Annotated in this window: 13 protein-coding genes; 4 read left to right on the top strand and 9 right to left on the bottom strand. The window is 65.8% G+C overall.

Annotated features, from left to right (window positions below; genetic code table 11):
- Window positions 1-69: 69 nt before the first annotated feature.
- Both VT03_RS14440 and VT03_RS14435 read right to left on the bottom strand, forming a co-directional pair.
- Entirely contained in the window at window positions 70-1,794 is a 1,725-nt protein-coding gene (locus VT03_RS14440) for a sigma-70 family RNA polymerase sigma factor (protein WP_075093626.1), read from the bottom strand.
- A gap of 1,072 nt (window positions 1,795-2,866) precedes the next feature.
- Window positions 2,867-3,712, bottom strand: coding sequence for a sugar phosphate isomerase/epimerase family protein (locus VT03_RS14435; protein ID WP_075093625.1), 846 nt, complete (start codon window positions 3,710-3,712; stop codon window positions 2,867-2,869).
- A 509-nt stretch (window positions 3,713-4,221) separates the two neighbouring features.
- Here VT03_RS14435 and VT03_RS14430 point away from each other — a divergent pair.
- Together VT03_RS14430 and VT03_RS14425 are read left to right on the top strand one after the other, a co-directional pair.
- On the top strand, window positions 4,222-5,223 hold the full coding sequence (locus tag VT03_RS14430) for a DUF1559 domain-containing protein (RefSeq protein ID WP_261340458.1): 1,002 nt from the start codon (window positions 4,222-4,224) through the stop codon (window positions 5,221-5,223).
- Between the two features lie 185 nt (window positions 5,224-5,408).
- Window positions 5,409-6,083 (top strand): hypothetical protein, encoded by a 675-nt coding sequence (locus tag VT03_RS14425; RefSeq protein ID WP_156514497.1) that lies wholly within the window; start codon window positions 5,409-5,411, stop codon window positions 6,081-6,083.
- Between the two features lie 125 nt (window positions 6,084-6,208).
- Here the strand turns inward: VT03_RS14425 and VT03_RS14420 are convergent, their stop codons facing one another.
- Window positions 6,209-8,602 carry a serine/threonine-protein kinase gene (locus VT03_RS14420; RefSeq protein ID WP_075093623.1) on the bottom strand — a complete coding sequence of 798 codons (2,394 nt, stop codon included), beginning with the start codon at window positions 8,600-8,602 and terminating at the stop codon, window positions 6,209-6,211.
- The gene (locus tag VT03_RS14415; RefSeq protein ID WP_075093622.1) at window positions 8,599-9,198 is read right to left on the bottom strand and encodes an ECF-type sigma factor; all 600 of its coding nucleotides are present in this window, start codon (window positions 9,196-9,198) and stop codon (window positions 8,599-8,601) included. The genes VT03_RS14420 and VT03_RS14415 overlap by 4 nt, the downstream gene beginning before the upstream one ends.
- Before the next feature lie 343 nt (window positions 9,199-9,541).
- Here VT03_RS14415 and VT03_RS14410 point away from each other — a divergent pair, with 343 nt between their 5' ends.
- Window positions 9,542-9,757 carry a SlyX family protein gene (locus VT03_RS14410; protein WP_075093621.1) on the top strand — a complete coding sequence of 72 codons (216 nt, stop codon included), beginning with the start codon at window positions 9,542-9,544 and terminating at the stop codon, window positions 9,755-9,757.
- An 87-nt stretch (window positions 9,758-9,844) separates the two neighbouring features.
- On the opposite strand, the gene VT03_RS14405 is transcribed toward VT03_RS14410, so the two are convergent.
- The 5 genes from VT03_RS14405 to VT03_RS14385 form a co-directional block, all read right to left on the bottom strand.
- Entirely contained in the window at window positions 9,845-10,546 is a 702-nt protein-coding gene (locus VT03_RS14405) for an ABC transporter ATP-binding protein (RefSeq protein ID WP_075093620.1), read from the bottom strand.
- 110 nt (window positions 10,547-10,656) lie between these two features.
- Window positions 10,657-12,117, bottom strand: coding sequence for a YeiH family protein (locus tag VT03_RS14400; protein WP_075093619.1), 1,461 nt, complete (start codon window positions 12,115-12,117; stop codon window positions 10,657-10,659).
- Between the two features lie 1,172 nt (window positions 12,118-13,289).
- Complete coding sequence (locus VT03_RS14395) at window positions 13,290-13,616, bottom strand: hypothetical protein (protein ID WP_075093618.1); 327 nt, start codon at window positions 13,614-13,616, stop codon at window positions 13,290-13,292.
- A gap of 142 nt (window positions 13,617-13,758) precedes the next feature.
- On the bottom strand, window positions 13,759-15,153 hold the full coding sequence (locus VT03_RS14390) for a DUF1501 domain-containing protein (RefSeq protein WP_075093617.1): 1,395 nt from the start codon (window positions 15,151-15,153) through the stop codon (window positions 13,759-13,761).
- Entirely contained in the window at window positions 15,143-17,317 is a 2,175-nt protein-coding gene (locus tag VT03_RS14385) for a PSD1 and planctomycete cytochrome C domain-containing protein (RefSeq protein WP_075093616.1), read from the bottom strand. Before VT03_RS14385 ends, VT03_RS14390 begins: the two co-directional genes overlap by 11 nt.
- Before the next feature lie 104 nt (window positions 17,318-17,421).
- On the opposite strand from VT03_RS14385, the gene VT03_RS14380 reads away from it, so the two are divergent.
- Window positions 17,422-18,270 (top strand): helix-turn-helix transcriptional regulator, encoded by an 849-nt coding sequence (locus VT03_RS14380; RefSeq protein ID WP_075093615.1) that lies wholly within the window; start codon window positions 17,422-17,424, stop codon window positions 18,268-18,270.
- The last annotated feature ends 7 nt before the right edge of the window (window positions 18,271-18,277 follow it).

Below are 18,277 nucleotides of genomic sequence, written 5' to 3'. Positions count from 1 at the left end.
ACCAGCGCAACAAAAACGCCCACGGTTTCATCCGTGGGCGTTTTGTAAAGAACAAGCTCTATTCTCGGCTCAGACTTCGACCGGTTCCGCGTCGACGTCCGACTCCTCTTCCACCATCGGCATCGGGCCGTCCGTGTAGGCGGCTTCCACAAAGCCCTTCAGGTGCTCGGCCCGCGTGCTGTGCTGCAGCTTGCGGAGCGCCTTCGACTCGATCTGCCGGATCCGCTCACGCGTCACCTTGAAGATCCGACCCGTCTCTTCGAGCGTGTAGGAGTAGCCGTCACCCAGCCCGTAACGGAGCTTGATGATCTCCCGCTCGCGATAGGTCAGGCTCTTCAGGACATGGTTGATCTTGTCCCGCAGCATCTGATGCATCGCCGAGTCGGCTGGCGTGCTCTCGCTGTGGTCTTCCAGGAAGTCCCCGTAGCTCGAGTCCTCGCTCTCGCCCACCGGCGTGTCGAGGCTGATCGGGTGCTTCCAGGTCTTCATGATCCGTTCGGTTTCCTCAACCGACAGACCGACCGCTTCGGCCAGCTCTTCCGTCGTCGGCTCGCGGCCGGTGTTCTGACGGATCTCTTCGCTCTTCGCCTTCAGCGTCGAAATGCTCTGGAACATGTGGACCGGGATGCGGATCGTCCGGGCATGGTCTGCGACCGCCCGCGTGATCGCCTGCCGGATCCACCACGTCGCGTACGTCGAGAACTTGTAGCCGCGACGGTACTCGTACTTCTCGACGCCGCGCATCAGGCCCGCGTTCCCCTCCTGGATCAGGTCGAGGAACGACAGACCGCGGTTGCGATACTTCTTGGCGATCGAGACCACGAGCCGCAGGTTTCCGCCCGAGAGCTGCTGCTTCGCATCGGTCCAGGCGTCAAACCGAGCCCGGACTTCGTTCATGCGGGCAATGAACTCGGCCGGCTGCTCGCGGACCAGCTCGACGTATTCCGCCATCTCGACCTGCATCTTCGCCACTTCCTTGGCGGCCGCCGGCCGGTGACGGAAGTGATGCAGAGCGCGTTCGATCTCGGCCATCCGCTGCGCCATCTGCTCCATCTTCTTGAAGATGGGGGTCAGGCGGTGCGTACGAACGGAGAGTTCTTCGGTCAGCGTGCAGAGCTTGCGGCGACGGATCACCATCCGGTCACGGGCCGCCTGCTTTTCCTTCTTGCCGGACTGCTCGTCCTGGATGATGACCCAGTCGGCGGCGTTCTGCTCGAGAAGCTGGCCGATCGTCTTCAGGTTCCCGGGCATGCGGCCCAGGATCTGGTCCTTGTGCGTGTTCTCGGTGTCGGAGGTCCGCAGGGTCCGCTCGAACGGGAGCTCCTGGCTGTTGACCTTCTGGAGAATGTCGTACGCCGTGACGAGCGCGTAATCGGACTCCATCAGCTTGCGGCGATACCGCTTGCGGGTGATCTCGATTTCCTTCGCCAGGAAGATCTCGTCTTCGCGGTTGAGCAGCGGGATGTTCCCCATCTGGCTCAGGTACATGCGGATCGGATCGCGCGAGGACATCGGCGATTCGGGCTCGATCAGCGCCTTGACGATATCGGAAGGAAGGGGCGTCCCTTCCTTGGCCTGCTGCTCCTGGCGAGTCTTGTCGGCGATGGTCCGGGGGGCGGAGGGGTCGTTGATGAGCGGGAGTTCGGTCTCTTCGAGAGCGTGGATGATGTGCTCGACCATCGAGACGTCGCCCCCTTCATCAGGGAGGTACTCATCCACCATCTGGTAGGTCAGAAAACCACGGGCCTGGGCCTGATCCATCAGTGCCTTGAGGGCGGGGTCGTAACGATGCACAGTCGAACTCCTGAGGAAAGTGATTGGTAGTCCGGAAGGCCGCTCGATTCCGATTCGACCGGGCATCCAGGGGTCTTGCCGGCCGCGGCGAACCGCAGGCGGCAGCGTCTGTTTGTGATGAGTCTCGTGTGTCAGTCCCGTCCGTCTGAGACTGCTGGGTTGCTAGGCGGCTCGGTGGAGGAGGGACGGAGGGAAAGCGGGAGCAATGCTCCTTGGATTTCTTCTCGTCGGGTCTTCCGCTCTGTGCCTCTTCGCGCGCCGAAAGCTTCGATCCTACCCGGGTTTGGCGATGTGTGAACCGACAAAATTTGGAGTCCTGAAAAGTGGACCGGGCTTCGTTTTCGGACGTTCGTCCGCACCGCACGGCCCGATCCGCAGAGATCACTCAACTTTCCGGGCTTGCGCAGCCGGTTAGGGAAGCAGTGACGGGCGGACTGAGAACACCGCCTCGCAAAATTGCATTCACATAAACACGGACCAACTGAATTCGACACCCCGCCGCGCCGACGGGTTCGGCTCACCCTATTGTTCCAGTCGATTTCGCTCCGTCGAGGGCCGTTTCGCAGAACAGCGCGCTGCAAAACGGCATCCTGCCTCGTTAGCGGCCCGTCATTGCGACGATCTGGAGCGACCGCATGGGGACCGAACATGTCTGGAACAGCGCGGTCTGGCCAGCACGGGAATCGGCCTCCCCCCTTCCCATCCCGGCCCTCCCCGGACTGGGGCATCGCTCCGCCCCCCGATGGGCTGAATCCCGCTTGTGACTGCATCCCTTCAGTCCCCATTGGGTCTTCCGATTCCGGGCCGTTCTGAGTCGCGCCGCCTGATGCGGCGAACTCCCGCAAGTGCATATTGGATATCCACTTGCGATCGGAAACATAGCCCCGGATAGGCCAATGGACGAGAATGCTAACGCGCGGAATCGCTCAGTCTACACTCTTTTTTCATGCCGGACGAAATTGAGGGAAAGCACTCAAGAACGGAGGTAGAGCACTCAGCGACGCTGCTGTTCCCTCCTCGACAGCGGTGTCCGTCTCCGGCGCTCAGACCTCACGGCAAAACGCACAACCCCTTACAGCACCTTAGCTTTCAGGTCGGTCAACAGTTTGACGGCGTGGCCGATGTCCGCCTTCTGGCGCTCGCGGTCGTGGGCGATCTCCCGCTCGATCGTGAGCGGTCCGTCGTAACCGACTTCCTTCAGCGTTCGCAGGTACGTCTCCATCCCGACGTCCCCTTCCCCCAGCGGAACTTCCTGGCCCCAGCCGGTGCCGCGCTGTCCTTCGGGGGCCCACTTGGCGTCCTTGCAGTGGCAGCTCTTCACGAGGTGCCCGACTTTCTTGAGGGCCTCGATCGGATTCCCCGTGCCGTAGAGGATCATGTTCGCCGGGTCGAAGTTGATGAACAGATTCTTCCGCCCGACGTCCCCGATGAATTCCAGCAGGTGGTCCGCGGTTTCCTGGCCGGTTTCCAGGTGCATCCGCTGCCCGTTCCCGGCGACGTGGTCGAGCAGGTCCTGCGTCGTCGCGAGGAGCCCCTTGTAGTCCGGACTCCCCCGCTCCGGAACGAAGCCGATGTGCATCCCGACGACATCGCAGCCGATCAGGCGGGTGAAGTCCGAGATCTCCTTCATTTCGGCGGCCCGGGCGGAGCGGGTCGCCGCGGGGACCAGGCCGACGGTCCGCGCGGTGGTGGCAATGTCGGCGTAGCTCTCTCCCTCAAAGCCGCCGAAGACACAGGTGACCGTGATCCCCGCGTCTCCCGTCCGCTTGAGGAAGGCATCGGCCGCCGCCTGATTGCGCGTGCCGGCGTGGGGGGCGTGGACCTGCACTGTCCGGATTCCCAGTTCCTGGGCCACATCCATGTGGACGCCGAGTCCGGCATCAATCGAGGTGAACACGCCAATCGGCCACTTGTCCATCGAGAACTCTCCAACCGTAAAGGGGGTGAGGCGGGCGGGGTGGGGCTTCGGAGTTCGAAGTCCGAAACGGATCGGAAGCTCAAGCGTTCAGAGCCGAGGTGCAGTGACCCGGCGCGGGTGGCTGCCGTGCCTCGGTGCCACGATCGCGGGTGCAATCGTCTGGTGCGGGCGGGCAGGCTTGAGCGTTCCGCGAGGTGCGGCGCTCCGGCGATCCTATCGGAGCGATTCGATGAATGCACGAGACCGGCCGGCGGACTGGACTGGTTCCGCACGCAGGGGGAGGCGGTTTTCGCGTGTCGCTGAAAATCCAGCGATCTTTGTGGCACCGTCCTGCCACAAATTGCGGTGTATTGAATAGCAGCACTCGACACCCCGCGGACTTCATGCGACGATCTCTCTCGTCGTGCGGGCCAGGGCTGGCAGCGATCCTGCCGGTCAAGTCCGCTGGGTGTCGAAGCTGTTTTTCGGGTGGCCTTTTGCGCGAGGTCATCGGTTGTAGGGAGACGACCGTGCTGCCTCCAGGAGAATTCTGCCGCCGCCAGCGTGGATTTACGCTGATCGAGCTGCTGGTTGTCATTGCGATCATCGCCGTTCTGGTGGCGATCCTTCTGCCCGCCGTTCAGCAGGCGCGGGAGGCGGCGAACCGTTCGCGCTGCCAGAACAACCTGAAGCAGCTCGGGATCGCGCTCCACGATTACCACGAGGTCCACGGTTCGTTTCCGATCGGAGCCCGCGTTCAGCGGGGGGTCGGCCCCTCGTGGCTTCTGGGACTGTTGCCCTACCTGGAGCAGGGGAATATCTACGAAAAGCTGGATGTGGATTCCCCTAACAGCGGCAATCCGACGCTTCCAGGGTCCAAGAACGGTCCGATCGTCAACAATCTCGTCTTCGCTCAGTTTCATTGCCCGTCGAACGCCCTCCCGCCGTACACGTTTGTCGGAGTCACTCCGCAGATGAGTTCCTACGTGGGAATCGCGGGCGCGACGACGCATGGGAGTTTCCCGGCGAAGCGGGTCAACGACTGCTGCCAGCCTGACTTGAATTCCGGGCAGATCTCCGCGGATGGCGTTCTCGTGCCGAACGCTGTCATTCGAATCGCCGAACTGACGGACGGAACGTCCAATATCATGGCGATCGGGGAGGCGTCCAAGTCGCTGTGGGACGTGGCCACGAATCAATTCAAACGGGTCGACGGATCGTTCAACCTTGGTTGGATCGCCGGGACGAGCGGAGTGGGTGTTCCTCCCCTCTACACCCATACGACCGCGGGGACAAACCCGCCTCCGGCGTTCAACATCACGACAATTCGATACTCCCCGAATTCGGCGTACTCCCAGCCAGGCGTGCGTGACAATCATGGCGCGAACAATCCGCTGTCGTCTTCGCACACAGGCGGAGTGAACACGGTCATGGCAGACGGCGGAGTTCGCTTTGTGAATGAAAACATCGACATCGAAGCGCTGAAGCGGATGGCTTGCCGGGATGATGGGCTGAAGGTGGTCGTGGATTAAGGGCTCGCGCCTCGGAGTCGCCTCCTCCATCGGAATCTATCGGCCCAGGTCCGGGCGGGCTGGGGCTGTGTCGTGGACGGATCCGTACCAGCACGGTTGCTGGGTGCGAATATTGTCAGTGAGGGAGTGCCATTGTGATCCTGAAGAGCTTGAGGCCTTTGTTTCTGGCCGTGATTCTCGCGGGCTTGACGAGCGATTCGTTTGCGGGGCGGCGGAACCGCCAGGTCTACCGTCCGCCGGTGAACGTGGGACCAGCGCCGGCGGCGCAAAGAGTGGTCGGCGGTGCCGCGAAGGCGACCTCGGCCGACATTGTCTACAAGTGCCCCCTGTGGTGCCTCGGTCCGGTCGACGATTCGAACCCGACCGGCCTGTGCTACTACTACACGGAAATCAGCGTCAACGACTGCAACAACCCCTATGCGGACTGGCTCATCCTTCCGTCCGGCCAGCTTTGTCCCGAGTACTGTCCGGACTGCGCGATTGAGGTGACCGATCCCCCGGCCAAGGAGGACCCCACCCGGTGGAGTCCCGAGACGCACCTGAAAGGGGTCTGGCGTGACCATTCCTCGCAGGTCGGAACCGTCACGAAACTGAGTGTGAAGCTGCCCGGCGAGAATGCCCCTCGTTACGTGAACTGCTATCAGTTCCTGATCAAGCCCTCCGAGGTCCGGCCCGACGCGGACGCCGCCAAGGCCTCGACCCTGCGTCGAGATGCGGACCGCGTGATCTCGTTCGGCTTCGAGACGCGGGATGCCGCCGGTGCCACGTCCGTTCCGGACTCCAGCGTGAAGAAGAACGCCCAGGGGTTCTACCAGGTCACCTATCGCGGCAGCGTCTATCTGCTGCGAACGGTTCGGTAGCGAGACCACTCCCGCGTCGGCCGTCACGTCGGACCATCGTGCCATGGACGTCGCCCCGTTGAGTGGCGACGTCCAACGCCGGACAGGCCGTGCCGATCTGCCAGCCAGCCGACGAGGCCGGCGGATCACCTGTTTGCCGCCGGACGAATCTCGCGAACAAAGTCGCTCGGCAGCAGTCGAGGCCGAACGCTTCGGGCGCAGCGGAAACCCAGGGTTTCCGACATGTCGTATCGCCATCGGAGTTGTCTGAGCGGGTAGTAGCCCTGTTCTTCCTGGGGCGAATTCTGGGACATGTTCTCGGGGGCTCGCAGAAGGGGCAGATTTCCGCGAAGGTGTCGCAGGCTCATGTCTCCCTTCTGTGCGGCGCCGTCTGCGCTCCAGATCTCCGGCCGCAGGAGATGATAGGAATCGACCCATTCATCGACGTTCGAGCAGAGTCCGTGGACGACCCCTCCCTTGGTGTGGACCTGGTCGAACGGCACGTCCCCGATCGGTCCGAGGGCTGGTGGAAACTCCATCTGATCGTAGGGGGTGTTTCCCCAGGGGTATCGAGTCGTCCCCCGGTTGGATGAGAGGTAGTCGTGCTCCCATTCGTGGAGCAGGCGCTTTCCCGAGTTTTCCGCCCGCTGCACCGCCTCATCGAACGACATCCATCCCATCGCAAAGTCGTCCGGCTTGTTCTGGCTGAGTTGGTCCGTCAGCCTTTTGGCTGTCGCCAGGGACAGGCCTCGCTCCTGGATCCGGCGGAACTCGGCGACCGTAAACTCGAAGGGATCGACCCAGAAGTCTGGAATGGTCATCCGCTGTTCGCCGTCTTTCCACCATGCCCAGTTGAAATCCCGGGCTCCCTCCACCTGCACCATCGAGTTCGTGACGGAGGCTTCCGGAATCTGGATGTCGATCAGCAGGATGGCTCCCTGGTCGTCCTCGCGGCAGAGGGTGTGACGCCAGGGCTGCTTTGCCTTCTCCGCGTTCGCCGGAACGTGGCGGTAGACCTCGTGGAATCGCTCCATCTTGTCGCCGAGCGTGGCCACGACGAGGTAGTCTCTCGGAGCCAGGCGGATCGTTACGGGGCTGAGCATGGGGGCGTGCTCAATGAATTCCGCCTGCGGCCGCCCGTTCGCCCGGTCCAGGGGGATGAACGAGAGCCGGGCTCCCGGCGGATCCGTCGTCAGCTTGACGGTGACCTTTCCGTCGTCCAGCGGAGGGGAGCGGTTGACGAACGCCCAGGTCGCCGCGCCCGTAGCCAGCATGCCGAGGCCGGCGACGAGAAAATCCCGACGGTTTCCAACAGTCTTGGCCAGTTGACGGCCCGGACGCCAGCGGCACGGCAAAGGCTTCTGTTCGAAGAACCGTGTCAGGTCCGCGGCCATCTCCGCGGCCGAGCCGTACCGGTCCCGCGGGTCCACTTCCATGGCCCGGCGGACGATCGCCTGGAGGACCGGCGGGGCATCCAAGGGGGGCGGGTTCCCCTGCGGGATGCGGGCCATCAGGTCGGTCGCGCTCCCTTCAAACGGCCGGCGGCCGGCCAGCATCTCGTAAAGGACGACGCCGAGCGAATACACGTCCGTCACCGCCGCCACCGACGGACCCCGGCACTGTTCGGGGCTCATGTACGGCACGGTTCCCAGCAGGCGGTCCTTTCCCGCGATCGTCGAAGCGGAGTCGGCATGCCGGGCCAGGCCAAAGTCCAGGATCTTGGCCGTTCCGTCCGGCGTGAGCATCACGTTCGCCGGCTTCACGTCCCGGTGAATGATTCCATGGGTGTGAACGTGCTGCAGACCTTCGGCCAGCTGCAGGGCGATCCGCGCGGCCCGCTCCGGGGCCAGCGGGGCGGCGTCCCCCTCTTCGAGGATCGTCCGGAGGTTCTGCCCCTCGACGAACTCGAAGACGATGTAGTCGGTCAGGGCCCCCTGGCTCAGCTCGCGAAGCTGAACGACGTTGGGATGGTGCAGCTTCTGCAGGGCCCGGGCCTCGCGGGCGAACAGCTCGCGGTTCTGGAGCAGGATCGACTCGCGGAACCGCTTGATCGCCACCCAGGTCCGCAGCTTCGTGTCGCGGGCTTTCCAGACGACGCCGAACGTCCCCTCGCCGACCGGAGCGACCAGCTCGAACCGCCCCAGGACCTGGGCCGGTCGTTCGCCGGCGGCCGGGACCGACGCCGCTTCGAGGGCGGGGCCGAGGTGCGAAAGGACGTCGCCGAACTTCGGATAACGGGCGGCGTACTCCTCGATGGTGATGCGCTCGCCGGTCCGGCGGCGGTAGTCCATGTCGATCTGGACCAACTCCACGAACAGCGTGGAGGTCGGGAGCTGCGTGTCGGTGAGAAAATCCGCGAGTTCCGGTCGCTTTCCCGATTGCCAGGCGCTCTCGAAGGCGTCGCAGACCGAGTCGACCAGCAGGTCGACTTCGATGTCGGCCCCCCCTCCTCTTCCTACTCCTCCTCCGTCCTGACGAGACGGGCTGCCGGTCGCCGCTGCGTCATCCGTGGGCCCGGTCGAAAACTCATCCTGATTCATGTATCCAGCTCGTTCTTCCAGATCTTCCGCACGATTCGCAGCTTCCGATACACGGACGACAATGAGAGTCCCAGGATCGGAGCGATCTCCTCGGCGGAATGGCCCTCTACCGTAAGAACCGCAATCTCTTTAGCCGTTTTGTCAGGCAACAGATCGGCCAGCCGAAAAAGCTCTTCGTTGAATGTCGCCACGAACTCCGGATCCGGCTCCTCGGAGACGAGCTTGCGGAACTCCTCGGCCGGGATCCCTTCCAGCGGGAGGATCTGCGACTTTCCCCCCCGCTTCTGGGCCCCCTCGTTCCGCACGCGGTCGATGCATTTCCGCTTGGCCATCCGGAGCAGGCACCACCATACCTCGTCCAGGTTCTTCAGCTCGCGGAACCGCCCCTCCCGGGCCCCGTTCCAGATGCTGCGGAAGACGCTGGCCGCCACGTCCTCTCCATCGGCCGAGATGGGGGGGAGCTTGCGCATCTGCGCTTCCGAGGCGGCGACGAGCTTCGAGAAGAACTTCTCCCACAGTTCCCGGATGGCCGCTGCGTCTCCCGCCTGCAACTGCTGGAGCCAGCCGGAAATCGAATCGTCGGAAAGATCACTCATCCGAGAATCGGGGGAGGGGGGGAGGGCGCGAGGAGAGATAGCGCAGGAAGGGGAGGGATCCGGGACACGGATGCCGCCGTCCGACTCCGACGAGGCTTCGAGGTGGCGACTCTCGAGCCGCGATCGCCGCCGGCTCGTTGCGAATGCATCCCGAGCGACGGGCCTTGTTCAACGGTCCACATCCTTCGCAGGAGCGTAATCGAAGACCAACAGCGTGTCACGGTTCGTTGACGTGGTTGAGTCCGTTATGCGGTTGCTTCCCATCTTCCATCGGCACGACGAACGCATTCTCTCTCCCGCGAGAGTATGCTGGCGGGCTCCGACGAACTCATTGAGGCATCCGATGGCTCAGGAATCCGAACGGCTGGCGGCGGTTGAGTCGCTGCTGATGCATGTGCAGTATGACGTGGAGCAGCTCAACAAGGCGGTCCTGGGACAGCAGGCTGAGATCGCCCGGCTGCGAACGGAGCTGATGCGGTTCCGGTCGGAGTTCGAAGACCATGCCGTCGCGCCGCGCGATCCAGCGGCGGAGAAGCCGCCGCATTACGGAGGGCGTTAAGGAGAGATCGAAGATCGGAGCAGGCAGGAACCTGCACAATCTGACTCTTCCTTCCGCCTTAAGCCTTCCGTCTTCCGCCTCTCTCATTCAGTGGCCCGGGAAGACCCCCTCTCCGGCGATGGCGCCGTCCTTCATGTAGATCTGCCGTTTGGCCCGGCGGGCGATGTCCGGCTCGTGGGTCACCATGATGATGGTCCGGCCCTCGCGGTTGAGCTCGCAGAGGAACTCCATGATCTCTTCGCCGGTTGCCGAGTCGAGGTTTCCGGTCGGTTCGTCCGCCAGGACGATCGTGGGGTTGTTGACGAGGGCGCGGGCGATGGCGACCCGCTGCTGCTGCCCCCCGGAGAGCTGCATCGGCCGGTGGTCGAGCCGGGTCGAGAGGCCCACCCGCTCGGCGAGCCGCAGACACCGCGTCCGGTCTTCGCGAGTGATCCCCGATTGCCCCATGCGGTAGGTCAGCGGGACTTCGATGTTCTCGAGGACCGTGTACTGCGGGATCAGGTTGAACGACTGGAAGATGAACCCGATCATCGCGTTGCGGGCCAGCGAGAGCTCGTCGTCGGTCATCTCCGAGACGTCGCGGCCCCCCAGGTAGTATTTCCCCTTCGTCGGCCGGTCGAGGGCTCCGAGCAGGTTGAGCATCGTGCTCTTGCCGCTTCCCGACGTCCCCATGATGGCCAGGAAGTCCCCCTCGGGGACATCGAGCGACACCCCCCGCAGCGCGTGGACGATCACCGCCCCGAGGTCGTAGGACTTGTGGAGATCGACGAGCTTGGCGGCGAGAGGCATTGGGGGGGGGGGAGGACTAGGGTCTAGGGACGAGGGAGGGGAGAGGACTGTGGGATGAGTTGATGAAGTTTGGGTCTCTAGACTCTAGTCCCTGGACCCTAGTCCCCTCCTCACAGCACTCCCTTCCAGAGCCAGCCGAAGGCGATCCAGGACATGATGAAGCTGAGGACGAGGTTGAGGGTCTGGCCGACGACGTAGAGCGTGAGGGGTTTGCCGGCCTTCATGTACGGGAGGAGCTCCCGGAAGTTCGTTTCGAGGCCGATGGCGACGAAGGCCAGGCAGAACAGCCAGACGCGGATCGGGGAGGTGACGCCCTTGGTGATGAGGTCCTGGACGAGGGCCTCGCCTTGCGGCAGGACCGCGTACAGGATCGAGAAGATGATCGAAGCGGCGAGGAAGCCCAGGACGAACTTGGGGAAGCGGTACCAGACTTCCCACAGCGTGGGCGGCGGGCCGTTGGGGACGACTTCGACCTTGGTCGTCCAGTAGACCGCGACGGCGAAGGCCATCACGCCGATCAGGACGTTCTGGATCATCTTGACCGTGACGGCGACCTTCTCCGCTTCGCCCCCCACCAGTTTCCCGGCCGCGGCGACGGCGCCGGTCGAGTCGATGGTCCCTCCCATCCAGGCTCCGGCGACCACGGGATCCATGTCGACGGCGCGGATGAAGATCGGCTGGACGATCATCATGATCGCGGTGAAGGCGAGCGAGAGCCCGACGGCGAGGGAGACCTCTTCCTTCTTCGCCCGGCAGGCGGCGCCGGTCGCGATGGCGGCCGAGGCGCCGCAGACCGACATGTCAGCCGAGATGACGATGTTCAGCGAGCGGGATTCGATCCGGAGGACCTTCTGGCCGAAGAGGTACGAGAGGAGGAATACGATGGGGGTCGTGATCCAGGAGACGACCATTCCGGGAAGCCCGAGCCGGAACAACAGGCCGAAGAGGACTTCGGCTCCGAGGAGGACGAGGCCGGTCTTGATGTAGAACTCGGGGAGCACGGCCGGTTTGAGGAAGCCCGGGGTGCCGATGGTGTTGCTGATGACCATTCCGAGCACGAGGGCCCAGAGGACGTATTCCAGGTTGTAGTAGTGCAGGAGGTGCTGGCCCGCGAGAACAAACGACGCGACGCCGAGGAGGAAGACGCCGAGGAAGGCGATCGTGAAGCGGAGGGGGTTGTGGCCCCGCAGGGTCTGGGCTCCGGTGAAGAGGGCGAGCAGGAGGCCCCCCATGGCGGCGATGCCGGGGAGGAGCGATTTGCCGCTCTTGGTGAAGGCGTCGAGTGGGTTGGAGGCCCAGGTTTCGGGCTTGGCGATCCAGTTCTTGAGGGCGGACGGGAGGGCCGCTTTGCCGTCGACGAACTTGACCGGGCCGAAGGCGAGGACGGCGATGGTGGCTCCGACGAGGATCAGGGCGCCGAGCCAGATGGCCCACCAGTCGTCGTGGGTGGTCATCTCATGCCAGAGTGAGCGGGGGGGCGGGGGAGGCGCTGAGTCGGAGGGTGTGGCGGGCGAGTTCGGGGTGGAGGCGAAGGGGGCGGCAGGACTTGAGGCGGGAACAGTGGAGGACATGGGGGTTCCTGTTCGAGCGGCGGGGGTTTAGAACGTAGTCCGCCGGTGCGGAACGTGCCACCCCGGGCGGGGGCGGGGGAAGGCGGAAGGCGGAAGGTAGAGAGCCAGCGTCCCGCTGACCCGGGTCCAGGGCGGATGCCCTGGTGGGGGATGCAAGGGGGCAACGCCCTCTTGCCCGCCGGAGGCCTGGCCGTCGAGGGGTGTCTGAAGGAGGGCGTGTCCAGGCGCGGTTCGGTGCGAGATGCCCCCTTCACCTCTGCGCGACCTGCGGGTTCGGGTCTTGAGCAGAGGCTTCCTCGGTGGCGCGTCGCTGCGGCGAATGACCGGGCTCGCATTTCGGCGTCAACGTTCGCGAAGGGTGTCGAAGAAATCGCCTCAGTGTCAGGTTTCCGCCTTTGACGAGCGGGGGAGCGGGGCCGGCGGAACTTGGCGGGGTTGTTGGCTTCGAGGAGGCGGATCAGGAGGCGATCGGAGTAGCGACGTCGGACGCCGACGATCTGGCGGCCGTAGTAGACCGGTTCGGGGAGGCCCTGGATCGCGATGGTGCGGGCTTCTTCTTCGAGGCGGAGGGCGTGCAGCTTCTGGAGCGAGGCGCGGGCCTGCTGCTCGGCTGTCAGGGGGCCGACTGGGTGCGGAGTCGGTGGGGGACGTCGTTTCAGGGGCCTGCGACGTGTTCGGGCTGGTCGGTGTGGGCGGGAAATCGCCTGAGTGTCAGGTTTGGGGCGTCGTTGGCGGGGGGCTTTGGGGTGACGGAATTTTTCGGGGTTGTTGGCTTCGAGAAGGAAGACCAGGAGCTTGTCGGAGAAGCGGCGTTTGAAGCCGACGAGCTTTCGGCCGTAGAAGACCGGTTCGGGGTCGCCCTGATTCCGGGCGATGGTTCGGGCCTGTTCTTCGAGATGGAGGGCGTGCTCTTTCTCGATGGCGGCGAGGGCGTGGCGGTAGGTTTCGGAGACCCGGAGGGCGTTGTAGTGGAGTTCGCGGGAGACGCCCGCTTTGGCGGCGGCGATCCGGACGATGCCGTAGGTCCGGTAGGCTTCGAGGAAGGCCTGCTGCTTGGGGGTGAGGGGCTTGGGCATGGCGGGGTTCCGACCAAGAGGTGCCAATCCATCGGTCCGGGAGCTTCTGGCTCGGTGCGGTGTCGGGAAAATCGCGCGAGTGTCAGGTGGAGCTGGTCAGTAGAACTTGCCGGGGGCGTTGGCCTGGAGGAGGGCGATGAGGAGTCGGTCGGAGCGGTGCTGGCGGGATCCGACGACTTCGCCGGCGTGGTAGACGGGGGTTTCGGTGCCGACGAGGGCGCGGTGCCGGGCCTGTTCTTCGAGGGAGAGGGCGGAGTCCCACTGAGCGCGGGCGAAGGCTTCGCGGTAGGTGTCGGAGGTCTGGAGGGAGTCTTCGTGGAGGGTGGGGGGGACGCCGGCGAGCGGGGCGGCGATGGAGATGAGGCCGGTGGCTCTGTAGGCAGAGAGGAGCTTCTGCTGGTCGGGGGTGAGCCTGGGGTTCATGACGGGGGCCAATGGAGGGGGAGTGAGCTTGTCATTCCCGGTCTATCGGCGCGTGGGGCTCTGTCACGGACAATGACGCTGTGTGCCACCCGACCCGTAACGCCCCAGCCACCCACCCGCGACGAGACGTCCCACACTTCGCTCAGGTCAGGATGTCGCGGACCACGTGGCCGAAGACGTCCGTCAGCCGGAAGTCGCGGCCGGTGTGGCGGGTTGTGAGGCGTTCGTGATCGAGCCCGAACAGGTGCAGCAGGGTCGCGTTGAGGTCGTGGAGATGGACCGGCTGCTCCGTCGCCCGGAACCCGAGCTCGTCCGTCCCGCCGTACGTGAGGCCCCCCTTCACGCCCCCGCCAGCCAGGCACATCGAGAACCCGTACGGGCTGTGGTCCCGGCCGTTGCTCCCCTCGGTCGTGGGGGTCCGGCCGAACTCGCCTCCCCAGACCACGAGGGTCTCGTCCAGCAGGCCGCGGGCCTTGAGGTCCTGCAGCAGGGCGGCGGTCCCCTGGTCGACCTCCTGCATCCGGCGGGTCTGCATGTTGTGGTTGTCGTGGTGCGAGTCCCAGTCGTCCGGACCGCCGCCGTGGTAGATCTGCACGCAGCGGACTCCCCGCTCGACGAGCCGCCGGGCGATGAGGCACTGTTCGCCGAAGCCGCCGCCGTAGGCCGCGCGGGTTGTCTGCGTCTCCTGAGCGAGGTCGACCGCTTCCGGGGCCGCGGACTGCATCCGGAAGGCGAGTTCGTACGAGGCGATCCGGGCGTCGAGTTCCGTGTCGTGCCGGTCGCGGGCATGCTCCCCGTTCAGCGACCGGAAGTAGGCGAGCTGCTTCGCCGCGTCTCCCCGCTGGAGCAGTTCCGGCGGAGTGAGGTACGGGATCGGCGTCGCCCCCTGGCTCAGCCGGGTCCCCTGGAAGGCGGCCGGGAGAAAGCCGTTCCCCCACACGCCGGGGCCGGGCTTGAGGGGCTTGGCGTGCATGACGACGAACGACGGCAGACCGCGGGTGAGGCTCCCGAGGCCGTACTGCAGCCACGAGCCGAGCGAGGGACGTCCCGGGACGTCGTGCCCGGTGTTCATCAGCCAGATCGCCGGCGTGTGGTTGAAGACCTCGTGGTGCAGGCTCCGGACGATGCACAGGTCGTCGGCGCAGCGCTGCATCTGCGGAAGCGAGTCGCAGATCTCGAGGCCGCTCTCGCCGCAGCGGCGGAACGTCTGCCGGCTCGCCATCAGCTTCTGCTTCCGGACGTCGGTGAACTGGAGGTTCAGGTTGTGAAACGCCTCCGGCGGCGGCGTGCCGTCGTACCGCGTCAGGCTCGGCTTGGGATCGAAGGTGTCGACCTGGCTCGGGCCGCCGTGCATGAACAGGTAGATGATCGACCGGGCCCGCGGCGGATGATGCGGCCTCGCCACCGCCGGAGGCTCTGCCGCTCTCGCGGGGGTCGTCTCTCCGAGCAGTTCCGCGAGCGCGAGCATCCCCACCGCCCCGGCGGAGCTCCGGAGCCATTCCCGACGCGATGCCAGCGAACGATCGTCAATCGACATAACAGAACTCGCTCGAGTTCAGGAGGATCAGGGTCCACGCCACCCAGGTCTCGGGGAGGGCGGTGGCGTCGGCCGCCGGGGGCCCGCTGACGAGAAACTCGCGGGCCGCGTCCCGCTCGGCGTCGCGGATCGGCCGGCCGAAGATCCGGGGCCAGGCGAGGGTCGCCGCCTGCTGCGCATCGTGGCGGCTCGTCTGCCACAGGTCGGCCGCGAGCGCCTCGGCGTTCGCGAGGGTCTCGGCACTGTGGAAGAGGGTCAGGGCCTGCAGGGGAGTCGTCGTCGAATCCCGCGCGGCGCAACTGTTGACCGTGTCGGGGCCGTTGAAGGCGTCGAAGAACGGGAGCTTCATCGACCGGCGGACCACCATGTAGACCCCGCGGCGCTGCGCGGCTCCTTCGGCAGTGGTCGGTTGCCAGTTGGCATTCCGCAGCCCCGCCAGCGCCCACGGCTCGAGGGGCGGGACAACCGGAGGACCGAACGCCTCGAGGTTCAGCCGCCCCGCGACCAGGCGGAGCGCGTCCTGCAGTTCTTCCGCCTGGAGCCGGCGGCGGGGGAACCGCGTCAGAAGCCGGTGGTCGGGGTCCTGCTGCTCAATGGCCGGGTCGGCGGTGCTCGACTGGCGATAGACCGCCGAGTTCAGGATCAGCCGGTGGAGGTGATTGAGGTCCCAGCCCGACGCGACGAGCTCGCTCGCCAGCCAGTCGAGCAGCTCCGGATCGGTCGGCCGCTCTCCTTGCCGGCCGAAGTCGTTGGGGGTCCGGACCAGCCCTTTGCCGAAGTGCCACATCCAGATCCGGTTCGCCAGCACGCGGGCCGTGAGGGGATGCTCGGCCGACGTCAGCCAGCGGGCGAGCGCCGTCCGCCGGGGTCCCATGGTCTCAGCCAGCGGACCCTCCGCCGAGAGGGCCGACGGGAGCGCCGCCTCGACCGGACCGAGCGGGTGCTCCGGTTCCCCCCGCCGGAGGAGCTGCACCACCAGCGGTTTGTCGCGCGCAATCACCCGCAGCGAGGCGGGGCTGGTGTCGCTCTTCTTTTCCCCCAGTCGGGTCTCTTCAATCCGGCTCTCGGCGAAGATCGCCTGCAGGCCGAAGTAATCGCGCTGCGTGATCGCATCGAACTTGTGGTCGTGGCAGCGGGCACACCCCATCGTCAGCCCGAGCATCGCGCTCGCGGTCGTGTCGGCGAGATCCGTCAGCCACTCATAGGCCCGCTCGTCTTTGGCTTGCAGCCCCCCCTCGAAGCGGCGGGGTCCGACCGTCAGAAACAGCGTCCCGGTCCGGGCGTCGTCCGACTCCGGCCAGAGCTGGTCCCCCGCCAGCTGCTCCTGCAGGAACCGGTCGAGCGGCTTGTTCTCCTGAAAGCTCCGGATCAGCCAGTCGCGGTAGTGCCACGAATGCTCGAACGGGTAGTCCAGCTCGTACCCGGCGCTGTCGGCATAGCGGGCCAGGTCCATCCAGTGCCGGGCCCAGTGCTCCCCGTACTGCACGCTCGCCAGCCGGCGATCGATCGCCTCCGTGAGACGCTGCTCGCGGTCAACCCCCTCGGCCGCCGCCAGCAGGGACGCGATCTCCTCCGGACGGGGAGGGAGTCCCGTCAGGCCGAACGAAATCCGCCGCAGGAGCGTCGTGGGGGGCGCCGGGCCGTTCGCCGGCAGTCCCCCCTGTTCGAGCCGGGCCAGGACGAAGTGGTCGATCGGCGTCCGGCACCACTCCCGGTTCCGGACCACGGGGACCGGAGGCCGGCGGATCGGCGCGAACGACCAGTGCCGGTCAAAGGGGGCCCCCGCCGCGATCCACTCCTTGAGCCGGCTCTTCTCGGCCCCGGTGAGCTGTCGCCTCGCGGTCGGCGGAGGCATCTGCTCATCCGGGTCGTCGCTCAGAATCCGCCGGACCAGTTCGCTCTCGAGCGCCGCCCCCGGCACGATCGCCGTCCGCCCCGAATCGGCTGGCTTCAGGGCCTCGGCCCGGAGGTCGAGCCGCAGTCCCGCTTCCCGCGACCCGGCATCCGGGCCATGGCAGCGGTAGCAGGCATCAGAGAGGACCGGCTGGATATCCCGCAGGTACGACACCGCCGGTTCCGCCGCCGCGGCGATGCTCGAAACGAACAGCCACAGAGCGACCCAGCGGGCCGGTGCCAGAATCGAACATCGGGAAAGCGGATTCATCGGAGCGCGGCGGGTCGGTAAAGTGTCTGGAGAAACAGACAGTCCGTAAGACTTCGTCGAGCGATTCGACAGGAAAATCGTATTGCGGTCCCCGGGGGGCGTCCATGTTGCCAGCCGACGACGATCTGCTCGAAACGAACATCATCAGTCCCTCGACCCGGCAGTGGGGGGTCGCCTCGGGCTCCTGTCCGGCGCTGAATTCGTACGGGATCCGGAGCGTCGGCGTCGCGGAAGTCGGGCTCGGTTACAAGATCGTGAGGCTCCGGCCGACATTCGGGCACATCAACATCTGCCTGGAGGGCTCGGGCCTGCACCTCGTCGATCGCCAGTGGGTCGAACTCCCGACCGGCGCCGCGATCCTCCGTCCCGCGTTCGACACCCAGGGGGCATGGCAGCGGGAACGGAAGCCGTGGCGGATGGCGTGGGTGATCTTCGACGAGCGGACCGACCCGCTCGCCAGCCGGCAGGAGACGGTCAGCCGGGTCGTCCAGACCGATCCCGCGGCGTGGGACTGTGCCCTCAAGGGGCTGCGGCTCGAGCTCCAGACGTTCATGGACCCGCAGCACCTGGCCGCCTGGGCCCAGACGATTTTTCTCCTGAGCCGCCGCGTCCTGTCGGGCGAGGTCGATCGCCTCGCGCCGCTCTGGCAACACGTCGAGTCGCGGCTCGCGCATCCCTGGAGCGTCACGGAGCTGGCGGCCTGGGCGAAGATGAGCGAAGTCCATCTCCGCCGGCTGACCCGTGCGGCCTGGCACCGGAGCCCGATGCAGCACGTCTCGTGGCTCCGCATCCGCCGCGCCGAATACCTCTTCAGCCTCCCGGGCCAGACGGTCGAGAACGTCGCCGCCGAAGTCGGCTACGAAAGCACCTCTTCGTTCACAGCCGCCTTCAAGCGGTGGCGCGGCCGTTCCCCCCGAGCGGCGGAACGAGTCTCCGCGGCCTCAGGCGAGTAGGGGGCAT

It is taken from the genome of Planctomyces sp. SH-PL14 (assembly GCF_001610835.1).
Classification (GTDB): domain Bacteria; phylum Planctomycetota; class Planctomycetia; order Planctomycetales; family Planctomycetaceae; genus Planctomyces_A.
Note: the sequence above shows the minus strand (reverse complement) of the source record. Positions and strands in the feature narration are given on the sequence as shown.